Genomic DNA, 14913 nt, shown 5'->3' on the forward strand with positions numbered 1-14913 from the left:
TGAAGCGAGCCGTTTCACCTTTACGCAGAGGCTTTCGGGACAAACCGCTTCACGGCGATCTGGTCGGAGCGGTCGCGCATGGCGCAGGCGTCGAACCACGCCTGCATCTTCAACAGAGTGTCCATGCTCATTCCGAACGCCTTCTCTATGCGCAGCGCCATTTCCGGCGATAAAGCCGCTTTGCCGTTCACGAGGTCGGACAAAGTGGCGCGGCGCACGCCCAGCGCATCGGCGGCCTGCGCGACCGAGAGATCGAGAGGCTCGAGAACCTCCTCGCGGATGAAAACGCCAGGATGCGGCGGCCTCATGCCTATGGTCACAGGCGCGTCGGTCATCAGTGATAATCCTCCAAGTCGAGGTTGGTGATTTCGCCGCCGTCGAGTTCGAACGTAATGCGCCAATTGCCGGAAACGGAAATGCTCCAGGTTCCGGCCCTGTCCCCGGAAAGTTGATGTATCCGCCAGCCCGGCGGGCCTTGCAGGCCCTCCATATTCGTCGCGGCGACGAGCGCGGCGAGAATGTTGCGCGTTCGGTTCACCAGATCGGGACGCAGCTCCCTCGGGTCGTCGCTCTCGATGAAGCGCCTCAGGCCTCGGTGCTTGATCGTGCGAAGGTTCATCGAATTAATGTACGGCGTAACCGTACATATCGCAAGTGTTTTTCGCGCCGCGCCGCTGGAGCATCGCCGCGGCGCGCGATAGATTCCCGCCATGACCGCCCCGCTCACCCGCGACGATTGCGCCCTTTCCCTTCTCCCCCGGCCCGGCTCGCCGCCGGTGGAATGGGTCGTGACCCCCGGCCTCGTGGCCTATGAGGCCGCCGTCGCCGAGATGGAATCGCGCGTCGAGCGCATCGCCGAGGGCGCGGCTCACGAGCGCGTCTGGCTCATCGAGCATCCGCCCGTCTATACCGCCGGAACTTCGGCCAAGGAGGCCGATCTCCTCGATGCGCGTTTTCCCGTGCATCGCAGCGGGCGCGGCGGGCAATTCACCTATCATGGGCCGGGACAGCGCGTCGCCTATGTGATGCTGGATCTGACGCGGCGCAAGCGCGATCTGCGCGCCTATGTGGCGGGGCTCGAGGCCTGGCTCATCGAAACGCTCGCTTCGCTCGGCGTCGCCGGCGAGCGGCGCGAGGATCGCGTCGGCGTGTGGACGCGCCGGCCGGACAAGCCGGCGGGCCTCTTCGGCGAGCCGGCCGAGGACAAGATCGCCGCGATCGGCGTGCGCGTGCGGCGCTGGACCACTTTCCATGGATTGGCGCTGAATGTCGCGCCGGATCTCACGCATTTTTCCGGCATAGCGCCTTGCGGCGTGCGGCAATCGCATCTCGGCGTGACGAGCCTCGCCGATCTCGGCGAGGTCTCCGATATGGCGACGGTGGACGCGGCTTTGCGCCGCGCCTTCGAGCCGATTTTCGGAGCGACGACGGCGCCTCAGTCTCCCGAGAGATGAGCGAAATCGCGCACCACGCGCTCATAGACGTCGCGCTTGAAGGGCACGATCAGTTGCGGCAATAGCGCCGCGCGCTCCCAGCGCCAAGCGTCGAATTCCGCCGTATGGCGTCCGCCGTCTGGGCGCTCCACATCGATCTCGGCCTCGTCGCCAGTGAAGCGCAGCGCGAACCATTTCTGCGTCTGGCCACGATATTTGCGGCGCTTGTTCGCTTCCGGCGGAAGATCGTAGCTATACCAATCCGCGCTCTCGGCGAGGACGGAGACGCTGGTCACATTGGTCTCCTCGCGCAATTCGCGCAGCGCCGCGGCGAGTGGCTCCTCGCCTTCGTCTATGCCGCCCTGCGGCATCTGCCACACGAATTGCTGGAGAAGCGGCGGATCGTCCTTGCCGACGCGGCGGCCGACGAAGACGTGGCCGCGCGCGTTGATCAGCATGACGCCGACGCAGGGTCTGTAGGCCAGCTCGCTCATTTCCACTTTCCGGCTCTCGCCTCTTTGTCCTCGACCCGCGACGCTAGCGCGCTCAGCGGGACGAGCGCTATTCCCTTGCGCTCGAGCTCACGCGCGAAACGCGCGAGGCGCGCCATCGTCCGCGGCAGCGCGCCGGCGACGATGATCGCCTGACCATTACGGCGCGCTACGGCCTCGATCTGCGTCAAGGCCTTCTCCACAGCCTCGCCAGAAGCGCCCGCGTCGATCGCCACATCCGCCCGCGCCGCCGTCAAGGCGAGGCGCGGCGCCAGGCTCGCGACCAGCGAGCGCGGCGAGGTGCCGTCGTCGAGAAAGAGCAGCCCGCGCCCGGCTATGTCCGTGAGCGTCGGCGTCAGCGCCGTCTCGTCGGCGGTGAATTGCGCGCCGAGATAGTTCACGACGCCGATATAGCCGGAAAATCGGCTCATCAGCCAGCGCAGATCGTCGAGCCCGGCGCCGCGCGTCGTCAGCAGCGTGTGCGGCCCGGGATTTTCGCGTGGATAATCGTAGGGCTCCATCGGCGCCTGCAGCAAAATCTCGTGACCGCGGTCGCGCGCCTTCGCCGCGACGCTCTCGGGATCGGCGCCATAGGGCGCGAGCGCCAGCGTGACGGCGCCCGGCAATTCGTCGATGGCGCTCGCCGTGAGCTGCGCATTGAGCCCGACGCCGCCGACGACGAGCGCCACGCGTGGCGCGCCGGCCGGCAGACGCGCGCTGATGGCGGCGGGGCGGGCGTAGATTTCCATCGGCTTTTCGCTGCCGGCGCCGATCTTGGGCAGCGGGCCGTGGCGGCCCTTTTCCATCACGCGCGTGTCGGGCGCGGGCGCGAGCGCCGTATGCTGCTCGTCGAGCCTTATCACGAGAGCGCCGGGCGCCTCGGCGCCGCCGATGCGCGTGATCTTGACGCCGGAGCGCTTCTCTATGTCGGCGATTTCATCCGCGCGCTTGTCGGATTCTGTGGCGGCATGTTCCGCGGGAGCGCTCGCCGGCGCCGGCGGCTCGACCGTCTCTATGCGCGCGACGGCGACGGGCCGGCCGGCCTGCGGGTCGCGCATCGTCGGCGCGAAGGCGGCGAGACAAGCGCCGCCGAGCAGCGCCGCGGCGAAAACGACGGCCCGCCCGCGCCGGCGCGGCGCGGGGCGCGGTTCCGGCGCCGCGTTCAAGCCCAATGGCGCGTTCAATTCGTCGGTCATGGCCCGCAGCGGCTCCCTATTGCGGCGAGGCGCGATTCCCGGCGCCTCGATCATTCATCAATGCGTCGAACCCGCGCCGGCTCACGAAACCGCCTGCGCCAGCGCCGCCTGCTGCTGCGTGGTCATGCCGGCGATCTGAGTCGTGGTGAAGGCGGCGATCTGATTGCCGTTGAGCGCCAGGAGCTCTGTCGTCGTCAATGCGGCGATGGCGGTCGCCGTCAGCGCGCCGACTTGCGTCGTCGTCAATCCGGCGAGCTGACGCGCATCGAACGACGCGATGACCGCGCCGTCGAGATTGCCGAGCTGCTGCGTGGTGAGCGCGCCGATCTGCGTGGAGGTCAGCGCATCGAATTGCGTCGGCGAGAGAGCGCCGAGCTCGGTGGTGGTGAGATTGACGATCTGCGTCGTCGCCAGCGACGAGATTTGCGTGGTGGTGAGCGCGCCGACCTGCGTCGTCGTCAGCGCGCGCAATTGCGGGCGCAGCAGGCCGCCGAGCTGGTCGTCGGTCAGCGCCGCTATCTCGGTCGTCGTCACCGCCTGCATCTGCGTCGTCGTCAGCGCCGAAAATTGCGTGGCTTGCAGCCCCGCGAATTGCGTCGTCGTCAGATTGGCGATCTGCGACACAGAGAGGCCGGAGATTCCATCCGAGGAGACGGCGCCGATCTGCGTCGCGCTCAAAGCCGAGAGCTGCGTCGTGGTGAGCGAGGCCGCCTGCGTCGCGGTGAGACCGCCGAGCTCGGTCGCCGAGAGCAGCGCGATCAGCGTCGAGGTGAGGCTCGCAAATTGCGACGATGTCAGCGCCGCAATGGCGGAAGCCGAGAGGCTCGCGAATTGCGTCGAGGTGAGCGAAGCGATTTCTGTGGTGCTGAGCCCCGCCACGGCGGACGGCGACAGGGCGCCGATCTGATCCGCCGAGAGCGCGGCCGATTGCGTGTCGGCGAGAGCGGCGATCTGCGTCTGACCGAGACCCGAGACGCCGGTCGTCGAAAGATAGGAGATTTGCGCCGCGCTCAGCGCTGTCAAACGCTCCGTGCCGAGCGAGGCGACCTGCGCGGCGGTCAGACCATAAATTTCCTGCGCGGTCAGCAGCTTCAGCTGCGTCGTGGTGAGCGCGGCGAGCTGCGTGGTCGAGAGCGCGCCGATCTCGGTGGAGGAAAAGCTCTGCAATTGCGTCGTCGACAGCGCGCCGAGCTCCGTCGTCGTCAGCCCGCCGATTCCGGTCGTCGACAATGCGCCGATCTGCGCGGCGGTCAGCGCCGCGAATTGCATGGAGCTCAACGCGCCGAGCTGCGTCTGCGTCAGCCCGCCGACGCCCGTCGTCGACAGCGCGGCGATCTGCGTCGCATTCAGCAGCGCGAGCTGCGTCGACGCCAGCGCCGCCACTTGCGTCGCGGCGAGGCCGCCGATCTGCGTGCTGGTCAAGAGGCCGATCTGCGCCGATGTGAGCGCCAGCACCTGCGTCGTCGTCAGCGCCGCCATTCCGGTGGAGGAGAAGCTGCGGAACTGCGTCGTCGTCAGCGCGCCGATCTCGTCGCTGCTCAGCCCCGCGATCGCGGTCGTCGAGAGGGCGGCGATCTGCGTCGCAGTGACGCTGGCGAGCTGCGTCGTGGTCAGCAATCCGATCTGCGTCGCGGTGAGGCCGGCGATCGCCGCGGCCGTCAGATATTTGATCGTCGTCGTCGTGAGCGCGCCGAGGCGCGTGGCGTCGAGCTGCGAAACTTCGGTGGAGGTCAGCCCGCGCGCCTGCGTCGCGGTGAGCGCGCCGACCTGCGTCGTCGTCAGCGAGGCGAGCTGCGCGCTGGTCAGCGCGGAAATCTGCGTGGCCGCCAGCGCGCCGAATTGCGTGGCGTTCAGAGCCTGGAGCTGCGTCGTCGTCAGGCCGCTGATCGCGGAGGTGGAGAGCGCCGAAATCTGCGTGGCGGCGAGCGCGTCGAATTGCGTTCCGGCGAGCGCCGCCGCCTGCGTCTGCGTGAGGCCTTGCAGCTCGAGCGTGGTGAGCGCGGCGATCTGCGTCGTCGCCAGCGCGGCGAGCTCCGTCGTGGTCAGCGCGCCGACCAGCGCCGCGGTGAGGCCGCGCAGCTGCGTCGTCGTCAGCGCCTGCAATTCGGTCAGAGTGAGGCCGGCGATCGCCGTCGTCGACAGGCCGGAGAGCTGCGTCGATGTGAGCCGCGCGAGCTGATCGAGGCTGAAGGCGGAAATCTGCGTCGCCGTGAGCGCGCCGGCCTGCGTCGAAGTCAGCGCGCCGATTTGCGTCGTGGCGAGCGCCGCGATCTCGAGAGTGGTGAGCGCCGCGACGGCGGTCGTGGCGAGCCCTCCGATCTGCGTGGTGGTGAGCGCGGCGATCTGCGTCGTCGAGAGCGCCGCCGCCTGAAGATCGGTGAGGCCGGCGAGCGCCGTCGTCGTCACCGCCGTCAATTGCGTCGTCGAAAGCGCGCCGAGCTGGGACGTCGTCAGCGCGGCGAGCTGCGTGCTGGCGAGGCCGCGCAGCTGTGTCGTGGTGAGAGCCTCTATGACGCCGGTCGAGAGGCTCGCCACCGAATCGGAGGAGAGGCCCCTGAGCTGCGTCGACGAGAAGGCGCCGATCTGCGTCAGATCGAGCGCCGCGATCTGCGTGTCGACCAGCGCGCTCATCTGCCCCGCGGTGAGAGCGGCGAGCTGCGTGGTCGCGAGCTCGGAGATTTCCGTCGCCGTCAGTCCGCCGATTGCGGTCGTGGAGAGCGCGGCGATCTGCGTCTTCTGGAGCGCGTAGATTTGGAGCGGCTGCAGAGCCGCGATCTGCGCATCGTTCAGAGCGCGCATCTGCGTGGTGACGAGCGCGGCGATCTGCGTCGCGGCGAGGCTGGCCGCCTGGCTCGTCGACAGGGCGGCGACCGCGGTCGTCGACAGAGCGGCGATCTGCGTCGTCTGCAAGGCGGAAATCTGCGTCCATGTCAGCGCGGCGATCTGCGCGGCGCCGAGGCCCGCGGCGCCGTCGCGGCTCAGAGCCGCGATCTGCGACTCGCCGAGCGCGGCGATCTGAGCATCCGACAAAGCCCCGGTCAGCGTCGCGGTGAGCGCGCCGATCTGACTCGTGGTGAGGCTCGCGACATCGTCTGCGGACAAGCCCGCAAATCCCGTCACCGACAGAGCGGCGATCTGCGTCGCAGCGAGAACGCCGAGCTGCGCGGGAAGCAATGCGGAGACCTGCGTATCGCCGAGCGCGTGCAACTGCGTGGAGGTCAGCGCCTTCAATTGCGCGCTCGACAATTCGCCGATCTGGCTCTCCGCGAGACCGCCGATCGCGATCGCGGAGAGCGCGGCGATCTGCGTCGTCGTCAGCGCGTCGATCTGCGACGGAGTCAGAGCCGAAGCCTGAGTCGCGGTGAGGGCCGCGACTTCTGTCGTCGTCAATGCGGCGAGCTGAACCGAGCTCAGAACATTGATCTGCGTCTCGGCGAGCGCGCGCATCTGCACGGCGCTGAAGGCCGCGATCTGCGACGTCGTCAGCGCGGCGAGCTGGTCGCTGGTGAGGCCCGAGGCGCCGGTCGAGGTGATGGCGGCGAATTGCGTGGAGGTCATCGCCGCGATCTGCGTCACCGTCATCGCGGCGACCTGCGTGTCGACGAGGCCGGCGAAGGCGCGCGAGGACATGGCCGCGATCTGCGTCGCGCTCAGCGCGGCGATCTGGCTGGCGTCGAAAGAATTGAGCTCGCTCGAGGTGAGGCCGGCGATCTGCGTCGTCGTCAAGCCGGCGATCTGCGTCGCGCCGAAAGCGTCGAGCTGCGTCGTCGTCATCGCGGCGATCTGCGCCGAAGTGAGGCCGGAGAGCTGGTCGACGGAGAGATTGGCGAAAGCCGTCGCGCCGAGGCCGGCGATCTGCGCCGCGGCGAGCCGCGTGATCGTCAGCGCCTGAATCTCCGTCGTCGTCATATTGTCGAGCTGTGTCGTCGTCAGCCCGCGCGCCTGCGTCGTGGTGAGCGCGGAGAGCTGCGTCGTCGTCAGCCGGTCGATGGCTTGCGAGGACAGTCCGCCGATCTGCGCCGCAGTGAGCGCCGCCGCCTGCGTCGTCGTGAGATTCTGCAGCTCGGCCGTGGTCAGCTGATTGAGGAAAGTGGTGGTGAGCGCTGCGATCTGCGTGGAGGCGAGCGCGGCGACCTGCGCGCTGCTCAATCCGCCGGCGCTGCTCGAGACGAGCGCGGCGATCTGCGCGGCGGTGAGATTGGCGATGGGGAGCGCCTCGACCGCCGTCGTCGTCAAGGAGAGGAGCTGCGTCGTCGTCAGGCTGCGCGACTGTGTTATCACGAGCGCCGACAGCTGTGTCGTCGTCAGATTGCCGAGCTGCGTCGTGGTGAGGCCGGCGATCTGCGCGGCGCCGAGCCAATCGACCTGCGTCGTCGTCAGGCTCGCGACGAAGGTCGAGGAGAGAGCGTTCAGCAGCGTGGTGGTGAGCGCGCGGAACTGCGTCGCGGACATCTCCGAGAATTGCGTCTCGGAGAAATCGGCGAAAGTCGTCGCGCTCATCGCGGAAAATTGCGCCGCCGAGAATTCGGCGATGTCGAGCGATCGCAGCGCCGTCGCCGAGAGATTCGCGAGCTGCGTCGCCGTCAGGCCGCGCGTCTGCGTCGTCGTGAGATCGGCGAGCCGCGTCGTCGTCAGCTCGGCGAGCGTCGTGTCGGAGAGGCCGGCGACCTGCGCGGCGGAGAGGCCGCGGAATTGCGTCGTGGTGAGCGCGCCGAGCCGCGTCTCCGAGAGGCTGTTCAGCGTCGTCGTGGAGATAACAGCGATTTGCGAGGAGGTGAGCGCCGAAAATTGCGTGTCCGAGAGATTTCCGAACGCGGCGGGGCCGAGCCCGGCGATCTGCGCATTGGAGAAATTCGCGACCGACAGCGCCTGAATCTCGGTGGGGGTCATGGCCGAGAGCTGCGTCGTCGTGAGCGCGCGAGTCTGTGTCGCGGTCAGAGCGGCGAGCTGCGTCGTGGTGAATTCGGCGAGGTCGGTCGTCGTCAGCGCCGCGATCTGCGTCGCCGCCACGCCGGCGATCTGCGTCGTCGTCAAAGATTCGATCGTCGTTTGCGAGAGGCTGTCGAAGGCCGTCGTCGTCAGCGCGCCGATCTGCGTCGAAGAGAGGGAGGAGATCTGCGTCGCGGAGAGACTGTCGACATCCGTCGCATTCAGCGACCGCACCTGCGCCGCGGTCAGGCTGGTCACTTGCAGCGCGACGATCTGATCGAGGCTCAGCGCGTCGAGCTGCGTCGCAGTGAGGCTGCGCACCTGCGTCGAGCTGAAGCTCCCGATCTGCGTCGTGGAGAGATTGGCGAGCTCCGTCGTCGAGAGGCCGGCGATCTGCGCCGCGGTCAGCGCCTGCAACCGCGTCGTGTCGAGACTGCCGATCTCGGTCGCGTCGAGCGCATTGAGCTCCGTTTTGGTGAGCGCGGAGAGTTGCGTCGTCGTGAAGGAGTCGAAGTCGCTTTCGGCGAGCGCCTCGAATTGCGACAGATCGAGCTGCGCGATCGCGCCGCGCGACAGCGAGGCGACCTGCGTCGTCACCAACGCCTGCAGAGTGCTGGTCTGCATAGAATTGAGCTGCGTCGCCGTCAGCACGGCGATCTGCGTCGTGTCGAATCCCTCGATGTCCGAGGTTTCGAGCTCGCTCATGACAGTCGTCGTGAGACGGGCGATCTGCACGGTCGTGTATGACGAGTAGATCGACGTCATGACAGCCCTGCTCCGCGCGCCTGTTCCCGAGCCGGCCCGAGGCGCGGCGGCGCGGCCGCGGCCGGCGCGACGATCTTTGCCGGGAGAGGCTTGCGTGAAACTGGGCTCGCAGTATCGGTCGCGGATCAGCGAGCGGCGGCGTCCCGCGCCGTCGCGCGCGCGGCCCAATCGAGATAGGCCGGATCGCCGGCGGAAACGTCGAGGCGCAATATTTCCGGAACCTCGTAAGAATGCGCGGCGCGAATGGCGGCGGCGAGCGCCTGGAAATCCTCGGTCCGCGCTTTCGCCTGCACGAGAAATTCGGGATCGGCGCGGGTTTCGCCATTCCACTGGTAGAAGCTGCGAATGGGGAAAATCTGGATGCAGGCGGCGAGCTTGGCGGCGAGCAGGGCGCGGGCGATGCGCTCGGCGCCCGCCTCATCGTCGATCGTCGTCTGGACGACGCAGAATTTCGGCTCTTTCGCGCTCACGGGGCGTGACTATGGGCGCGCCTCGGGCCGAAATCAACGCGGCGGGCCGCCATTCGGCGCTTTTCTTGCTGGGCGCGAGGCGAGCGGCCGCCGACCCGCGGCTACATCCGGAGACAAAAGGACATGTTCACCAGGGTCTGCAAGGAAGACACTGTTTTCGAAGGGGAAATGCGGCTCGTCATCGCCGATTCCCATGTGATCATCCTCGCTTGGGCCTTCGGCGGGGAAATCAAGGCCTTCCAGGGCGTGTGCCCGCACACCAATGCGCCGCTGGACACCGCCGATTTCGACGGCGAGGTGCTCACCTGCCCGCTGCATAATTGGACCTGGGACTTGCGCACCGGCGATCCGATCCATCCTCAGGAAAGCCGGCTCGCCGAATATCCGGTCAAGATCGAGGACGGCGTGGTCTATATAGATACGGACGGCGTCGCGCCCCTCTTCGCCGAGCGGTGAGCGGGCGGCGCGGACTCGATCGGCCCCGTACGGCGTCGCGAACGGGGTGAATTTCACAAGCGGTTGATCTCATTGCGCCGAGCGCTAGGCGCCGTTCGGCGCGCGCAGATCGACGAGATCGGCCGTGAGCGGGCGCGCCCGCGCGAGGAGAAGATTCTGCTTTTGCCGAATCGACAAAATTCTCTATGTTTCGCGCCGGATGCGTCTCTAGGCCACGAAGAGAGGTAGGAGATGAACCTGTCCGAACAGCCCCCCGTCCCCGAGGAGGCTTCGAGCGGCGCCGACGCCGTGAGCCTGGACGCGCAGCTCGAGGCGATGACCGCCGAGCGTGATCGCCACGCCAAGGACAAGATCGAGCTCATCACCAAGGCGAGCGCTTTGGCGAAGGATCTCGAAGCCGCGCGCGCGGAACTCGCCGCCGCGACGGAGGAGAAGGATAGAGCGGTTTCGGCCGTCGCCGGCGAGCGTGACGGCGCGGTCCTGCATCGCGATCGGCTGAGCGCCGAGCTCGACGCTCTGCGCGCCGAGCTCGGCGCCGCCCATGGCGCCAAGGAGAAAGCCGCCGTGCTGGCCGCGCAGGCGAGCGCCGAGATCGCCTATTTGAAGGACAGGCTCGCCGCCGCCGGCTCGCCCGATCCGCTGGTCGTCTTCTGCGATTACGCGCGCGAGAAGACCATCGCCGCCGTCGCCTGGACGCGCGCGAAAATCCCGGAGGGCCATGCGGCGCTGCCCTGGTTCGACCGCATCGTCGAGGCGACCGCGACCGCCGGCCGGCTGACCGCGAGCTTCCTGCGCTGGCTCGCCCCGCGCCTCGTCGAGGCCTATCAATGGGCCAAGCCGCGCGCGCTGGAACTCTACGCCAAGGCGAAGCACGAGATCGAGACGAGATACAAGCAGAGCTGATCGCTCTCCCTCGAGCCGATAGCGGACGACGCGCGCCTTCCCGGGATGCGCGTCGTTTCGCTTTCGGCGTCCTCGAGATCGGGGCCGAGACCGGAGCAGAGCCCGCCCGCTTCTGTCAAATCCGCTTCCCTTCGCTCCCCGGCGCTGCTATCCCCGCCGCCATGACGACGCGCAAAATCGACAATATCCGCAATTTCTCCATCGTCGCGCATATCGACCACGGCAAGTCGACGCTCGCCGACCGGCTGATCCAGGCGACGGGGACCGTCGCCGCGCGCGATATGGTCGAGCAGGTGCTCGATTCCATGGATATCGAGCGCGAGCGCGGCATCACCATCAAGGCGCAGACCGTGCGCCTCGATTACAAGGCCAAGGACGGCAAGGATTACGTCCTGAACCTCATGGACACGCCCGGCCATGTCGACTTCGCCTATGAGGTCTCGCGCTCGCTGAAGGCCTGTGAAGGCTCGCTGCTCGTCGTCGACGCCAGCCAGGGTGTCGAGGCGCAGACGCTCGCCAATGTCTATCAGGCGCTCGACGCCGGCCATGAGATCGTGCCGGTCTTGAACAAGATCGATCTGCCGGCGGCCGAGCCCGACCGCATCCGGCAACAGATCGAGGACGTCATCGGCCTCGACGCCGCCGACGCCGTGCTCATTTCCGCCAAGACCGGCATCGGCATTCCCGATGTGCTGGAGGCGATCGTCACCCGCCTGCCGCCGCCGCAGGGCGACGAGGAGGCGCCGCTCAAGGCGATGCTGGTCGATTCTTGGTACGACGCCTATCTCGGCGTCGTCGTGCTGGTGCGCGTCATCGATGGGCGGATGCGCAAGGGCCAGAAGATTCTGATGATGGGCACGAACGCCCATTACGAGGTCGACAAGATCGGCGTGTTCAAGCCCAAGATGCTGGACGTCGCCTCACTCGGCCCCGGCGAGGTCGGCTTCATCACCGCGCAGATCAAGCAGGTGGCCGACACGCGCGTCGGCGACACCATCACCGAAGACAAAAAGCAATGCGCAGAGCCGCTGCCGGGCTTCAAGCCGGCGCAGCCGGTCGTGTTCTGCGGCCTCTTCCCGGTGGACGCCGCCGATTTCGAGGATTTGCGCGCCGCCATCGGCAAGCTGCGCCTCAATGACGCGAGCTTTTCTTACGAGATGGAGACCTCCGCGGCGCTCGGCTTCGGCTTCCGCTGCGGCTTCTTGGGGCTGCTGCATCTCGAAATCATTCAAGAGCGTCTGCGCCGCGAGTTCGATCTCGATCTCATCGCGACGGCGCCTTCGGTCGTCTATAAGATCAAGCTGACCAATGGCGAGGAGATCGAGCTGCACAATCCGGCCGACATGCCGGATGTGGTGAAGATCGACGAGATTCTCGAGCCCTGGATCCGTGCGACCATCATGACGCCGGACGATTATCTCGGCGCCGTGCTGAAGCTCTGTCAGGATCGGCGCGGCGTGCAGATCGATCTCAATTATGTCGGCAAGCGCGCCATGGCGGTCTATGACCTGCCGCTCAACGAGGTGGTGTTCGACTTCTACGATCGCCTGAAGTCGATCTCCAAGGGCTACGCCAGCTTCGACTATCACATCACCGATTATCGCGTCGGCGATCTCGTCAAGATGAGCATATTGGTGAACGCCGAGCCGGTGGACGCTCTGTCCATGCTGGTGCATCGCACGCGCGCCGATTCGCGCGGCCGGCAAATGTGCGAGAAGCTCAAGGAGCTGATCCCGCCGCATATGTTCCAAGTGCCGATTCAGGCGGCGATCGGCGGCAAGATCATCGCCCGCGAGACCGTGCGCGCCTTCCGCAAGGATGTGACGGCGAAATGCTATGGCGGCGACGCGACCCGCAAGCGCAAGCTGCTCGAGAAGCAGAAGGAAGGCAAGAAGAAGATGCGCCAGTTCGGCCGCGTGGAGATTCCGCAGGAAGCCTTCATCGCCGCGCTGAAGATGGAAGACTAGGGACGCGGTCTCTGGCGCGTGTCACGAATGGAAATGCACGGGCGAGTGATCGGAAAGGCGCCGGAAACCGAACCCTTCATACGGCGCCCCGAGCCTTGCCACCAAATTGGCCCTCGCCTATAAGCCAGCGGCGCGCCGGCATCCGACACCCCTGGAGGCGAAAGGCGCGCTTTCTCTTTTAAAAAAGGACACCGAAATGGCCGAGATCAAGAAGCTCGCGGCCGCGGTGCGCAGCGGGACAGGCAAGGGGGCCGCCCGCAGCGTTCGCCGTGAGGGCCGTATACCAGGAGTCGTCTATGGCGGCGGCGAGGCGCCGACGCCGCTGTCGCTCGACAAAAAAGAGCTGACCAAGCTCATCTACGCCGGGCATTTCCTCACGACGATCTTCGAGCTCGACATAGACGGCAAGCCCGAGCGCGTCATTCCGCGCGACTATCAGCTCGACGTCGTCAAGGACTTCCCGCTGCATGTCGACTTTCTGCGCCTGAAGGCCGGCTCGCGCCTGCGCGTCGACGTGCCGGTGCATTTCGTCAATCATGACGCGGCTCCGGGCCTCAAGCGCGGCGGCTCGCTCAACATCGTCTTCCACGCGATCGAGATGTGGGTGCCGGCGGACAACATCCCCGACGCCATCACCGCCGATCTCACCGGGCTCGACTTCAACGATTCGCTGCAGATCTCGGCGTTCACCCTGCCGCCGAACTGCAAGCCGACCAATCCCGACAAGAACTTCACCGTGGCGTCGATCGCGCCGCCGGTGATCACGGCCGAGGAGATCGCGGCCGCTGCGGCCGCCGCCGCGGCTCCGGTCAAGGGCAAGGGCGGCAAGGCCGCTCCCGCGAAGAAGTAACGAGACGGGCGATCGGCGCAGGCCGCCGATCGCCCGCTTGTTTCGGCACGGAGCCAATCGGCCATGCTGCTCTTCGTCGGCCTCGGCAATCCCGGCCGCGAATATGCCGGGAACCGGCATAATATCGGCTTCATGGCGGTCGAGAAGATCGCCGACGCCCATGGCTTTTCCGCGCCGCGCTCCCGCTTCCAGGGCCTCGTCCGCGAGGGGACCATCGCCGGCGAGCGCGTGCTGGCGCTGCTGCCGCAGACCTATATGAACGAATCGGGCCGCTCTGTCGGCGAGGCGCTGCGCTTTCACAAGATCGCGCTGTCGGATGTCGTCGTTTTTCACGACGAGCTCGATCTCGCCCCCGCCAAATGCCGCGTGAAGATCGGCGGCGGCGCGGCCGGCCATAATGGGCTGCGCTCCATCGGGGCCCACATCGGGCAGGATTTCAAGCGTATGCGGCTCGGCATCGGCCATCCGGGCGACAAGGCCCGCGTGCATTCTTACGTTTTGGGCGATTTCGCGAAGAGCGAGGAACCCTGGGTGAAGGCGCTCTGCGGCGCGCTGGCCGACAATGCGGCGCTGATCGCCAAGGGCGACGACGCCGGCCTGCAGAACAAGATTCATCTCGCCATGGACGCCGCGGGCTTTGCCGCGCCCAAGCGCGTGGGCGAAGCGTGATTGCGCGCGCGGCCTTCGCCCTCGCGTTTTTCTGCGCGAACATGGCCTTCGCCGTGGAGGAAAAGCCGTCGCAAGCCTATGGCGAGGATCATCCGTCCTGCCTCGAATGGACCGACGGCTGCCTCGTCTGCGCCCGGCTGGAGGATGGCTCGGCGGCCTGCTCCATGGTCGGCGCGGCCTGCCTGCCGGCGGCGGTCTCCTGCCTGAAGAGCAAATGAAGCCCGGGCTCGGCGGCTGAATTTCAGCTGAACGCCGCATTCAAAACGGGTTCAGCGGGGCGCCGGCATGATGCGTTCGTCGATCGGGGAAATGTCCCGGTCCAAGGAGACAGCCATCATGAAGACCAACGCCATTCTCGCCATCGCCCTCTTCGCTTCCGCTCCGGCTTTCGCCCAGACCGCGACCGCCCCGGCCGCCAAGGCCCCGGCGGGCCCCGCCTCCACCGTCGCCGCCCCGGTCAAGCAGGTCGTCGCCGTCTCCGCGCCGCTCGACATCAACGCCGCCACGGTGGAGCAGCTCTCCGCCGTCAAGGGCCTCACCCACACTCTGGCCGAGGCGATCGTGAAGGGCCGGCCCTATAAATCCACCGATGAGCTGGTGAAGAACCGCATTCTGACCGATGCGCTGTTCGCCCAGGTCAAGGACGGGCTGACGGTCAAGGACGCGCCCAAGCACAACTGATCCGAGCCCGGCGATCTCCCCGAGCCAGCTCGCGAAACGCCCGCCGATCCTCGGCGGGCGTTTTCGGCGTCCGTGCAGAAAGTCGGGGAGATCGACGAAGCTT

The 14913-nt window shown here is 67.1% G+C and carries 14 protein-coding genes; 8 read left to right on the forward strand and 6 right to left on the reverse strand.

Annotation, left to right across the window (positions count from 1 at the left end; translation table 11 throughout):
• Positions 1-20: 20 nt before the first annotated feature.
• Together FMZ75_RS08875 and FMZ75_RS08880 are read right to left on the reverse strand one after the other, a co-directional pair.
• A complete protein-coding gene (locus FMZ75_RS08875) occupies positions 21-401 on the reverse strand; it encodes a HigA family addiction module antitoxin (RefSeq protein WP_246728860.1) in 381 nt (126 codons plus the stop codon).
• Positions 335-712 (reverse strand): type II toxin-antitoxin system RelE/ParE family toxin, encoded by a 378-nt coding sequence (locus FMZ75_RS08880; RefSeq protein ID WP_246728861.1) that lies wholly within the window; start codon positions 710-712, stop codon positions 335-337. The genes FMZ75_RS08875 and FMZ75_RS08880 overlap by 67 nt, the downstream gene beginning before the upstream one ends.
• On the opposite strand from FMZ75_RS08880, the gene lipB reads away from it, so the two are divergent.
• Positions 711-1454: a lipoyl(octanoyl) transferase LipB gene (gene lipB / locus FMZ75_RS08885; RefSeq protein ID WP_166142271.1), complete on the forward strand. Its 744-nt coding sequence runs from the start codon at positions 711-713 to the stop codon at positions 1452-1454. The genes FMZ75_RS08880 and lipB overlap by 2 nt on opposite strands.
• Here the strand turns inward: lipB and FMZ75_RS08890 are convergent.
• The 4 genes from FMZ75_RS08890 to cutA form a co-directional block, all read right to left on the reverse strand.
• The gene (locus FMZ75_RS08890; protein WP_166142273.1) at positions 1436-1927 is read right to left on the reverse strand and encodes an RNA pyrophosphohydrolase; all 492 of its coding nucleotides are present in this window, start codon (positions 1925-1927) and stop codon (positions 1436-1438) included. The genes lipB and FMZ75_RS08890 overlap by 19 nt on opposite strands.
• Positions 1924-3120, reverse strand: coding sequence for a divergent polysaccharide deacetylase family protein (locus tag FMZ75_RS08895; protein WP_166142275.1), 1197 nt, complete (start codon positions 3118-3120; stop codon positions 1924-1926). The genes FMZ75_RS08890 and FMZ75_RS08895 overlap by 4 nt, the downstream gene beginning before the upstream one ends.
• Positions 3121-3201: 81 nt before the next feature.
• Positions 3202-8814 (reverse strand): hypothetical protein, encoded by a 5613-nt coding sequence (locus tag FMZ75_RS08900; protein ID WP_166142277.1) that lies wholly within the window; start codon positions 8812-8814, stop codon positions 3202-3204.
• Between the two features lie 125 nt (positions 8815-8939).
• The gene (gene cutA, locus FMZ75_RS08905) at positions 8940-9284 is read right to left on the reverse strand and encodes a divalent-cation tolerance protein CutA (protein ID WP_108915787.1); all 345 of its coding nucleotides are present in this window, start codon (positions 9282-9284) and stop codon (positions 8940-8942) included.
• A gap of 123 nt (positions 9285-9407) precedes the next feature.
• Between cutA and FMZ75_RS08910 the strand changes: the two genes are divergently transcribed.
• From FMZ75_RS08910 to FMZ75_RS08940, 7 genes are all read left to right on the forward strand, one after another.
• Positions 9408-9740 (forward strand): Rieske 2Fe-2S domain-containing protein, encoded by a 333-nt coding sequence (locus FMZ75_RS08910; protein ID WP_166142279.1) that lies wholly within the window; start codon positions 9408-9410, stop codon positions 9738-9740.
• 231 nt (positions 9741-9971) lie between these two features.
• Entirely contained in the window at positions 9972-10643 is a 672-nt protein-coding gene (locus FMZ75_RS08915) for a hypothetical protein (RefSeq protein ID WP_166142281.1), read from the forward strand.
• Between the two features lie 161 nt (positions 10644-10804).
• Entirely contained in the window at positions 10805-12610 is a 1806-nt protein-coding gene (lepA, locus tag FMZ75_RS08920) for a translation elongation factor 4 (RefSeq protein WP_166142283.1), read from the forward strand.
• A 196-nt stretch (positions 12611-12806) separates the two neighbouring features.
• On the forward strand, positions 12807-13460 hold the full coding sequence (locus FMZ75_RS08925; RefSeq protein WP_108915758.1) for a 50S ribosomal protein L25/general stress protein Ctc: 654 nt from the start codon (positions 12807-12809) through the stop codon (positions 13458-13460).
• A 63-nt stretch (positions 13461-13523) separates the two neighbouring features.
• Positions 13524-14129: an aminoacyl-tRNA hydrolase gene (gene pth / locus FMZ75_RS08930; protein ID WP_108915757.1), complete on the forward strand. Its 606-nt coding sequence runs from the start codon at positions 13524-13526 to the stop codon at positions 14127-14129.
• Positions 14130-14170: 41 nt separating this feature from the next.
• Positions 14171-14347 carry a hypothetical protein gene (locus FMZ75_RS08935; RefSeq protein ID WP_158271732.1) on the forward strand — a complete coding sequence of 59 codons (177 nt, stop codon included), beginning with the start codon at positions 14171-14173 and terminating at the stop codon, positions 14345-14347.
• A gap of 118 nt (positions 14348-14465) precedes the next feature.
• Entirely contained in the window at positions 14466-14810 is a 345-nt protein-coding gene (locus FMZ75_RS08940; protein WP_108915832.1) for a helix-hairpin-helix domain-containing protein, read from the forward strand.
• Positions 14811-14913 lie beyond the last annotated feature (103 nt).

Origin of the sequence: Methylosinus sp. RM1 (assembly GCF_011378635.1) — a bacterium.
Taxonomy (GTDB): Bacteria; Pseudomonadota; Alphaproteobacteria; order Rhizobiales; family Beijerinckiaceae; genus Methylosinus; species Methylosinus sporium.

Excerpts from the sequence above, each read along its gene's own strand:
- lipB (WP_166142271.1), top strand. The coding sequence starts at position 711 with ATGACCGCCCCGCTCACCCGCGACGATTGCGCCCTTTCCCTTCTCCCC.
- FMZ75_RS08880 (WP_246728861.1), bottom strand. The coding sequence starts at position 712 with ATGGCGGGAATCTATCGCGCGCCGCGGCGATGCTCCAGCGGCGCGGCG.
- FMZ75_RS08890 (WP_166142273.1), bottom strand. The coding sequence starts at position 1,927 with ATGAGCGAGCTGGCCTACAGACCCTGCGTCGGCGTCATGCTGATCAAC.
- FMZ75_RS08895 (WP_166142275.1), bottom strand. The coding sequence starts at position 3,120 with ATGACCGACGAATTGAACGCGCCATTGGGCTTGAACGCGGCGCCGGAA.
- FMZ75_RS08900 (WP_166142277.1), bottom strand. The coding sequence starts at position 8,814 with ATGACGTCGATCTACTCGTCATACACGACCGTGCAGATCGCCCGTCTC.
- FMZ75_RS08910 (WP_166142279.1), top strand. The coding sequence starts at position 9,408 with ATGTTCACCAGGGTCTGCAAGGAAGACACTGTTTTCGAAGGGGAAATG.
- FMZ75_RS08915 (WP_166142281.1), top strand. The coding sequence starts at position 9,972 with ATGAACCTGTCCGAACAGCCCCCCGTCCCCGAGGAGGCTTCGAGCGGC.
- lepA (WP_166142283.1), top strand. The coding sequence starts at position 10,805 with ATGACGACGCGCAAAATCGACAATATCCGCAATTTCTCCATCGTCGCG.
- FMZ75_RS08925 (WP_108915758.1), top strand. The coding sequence starts at position 12,807 with ATGGCCGAGATCAAGAAGCTCGCGGCCGCGGTGCGCAGCGGGACAGGC.
- pth (WP_108915757.1), top strand. The coding sequence starts at position 13,524 with ATGCTGCTCTTCGTCGGCCTCGGCAATCCCGGCCGCGAATATGCCGGG.
- FMZ75_RS08935 (WP_158271732.1), top strand. The coding sequence starts at position 14,171 with ATGGCCTTCGCCGTGGAGGAAAAGCCGTCGCAAGCCTATGGCGAGGAT.
- FMZ75_RS08940 (WP_108915832.1), top strand. The coding sequence starts at position 14,466 with ATGAAGACCAACGCCATTCTCGCCATCGCCCTCTTCGCTTCCGCTCCG.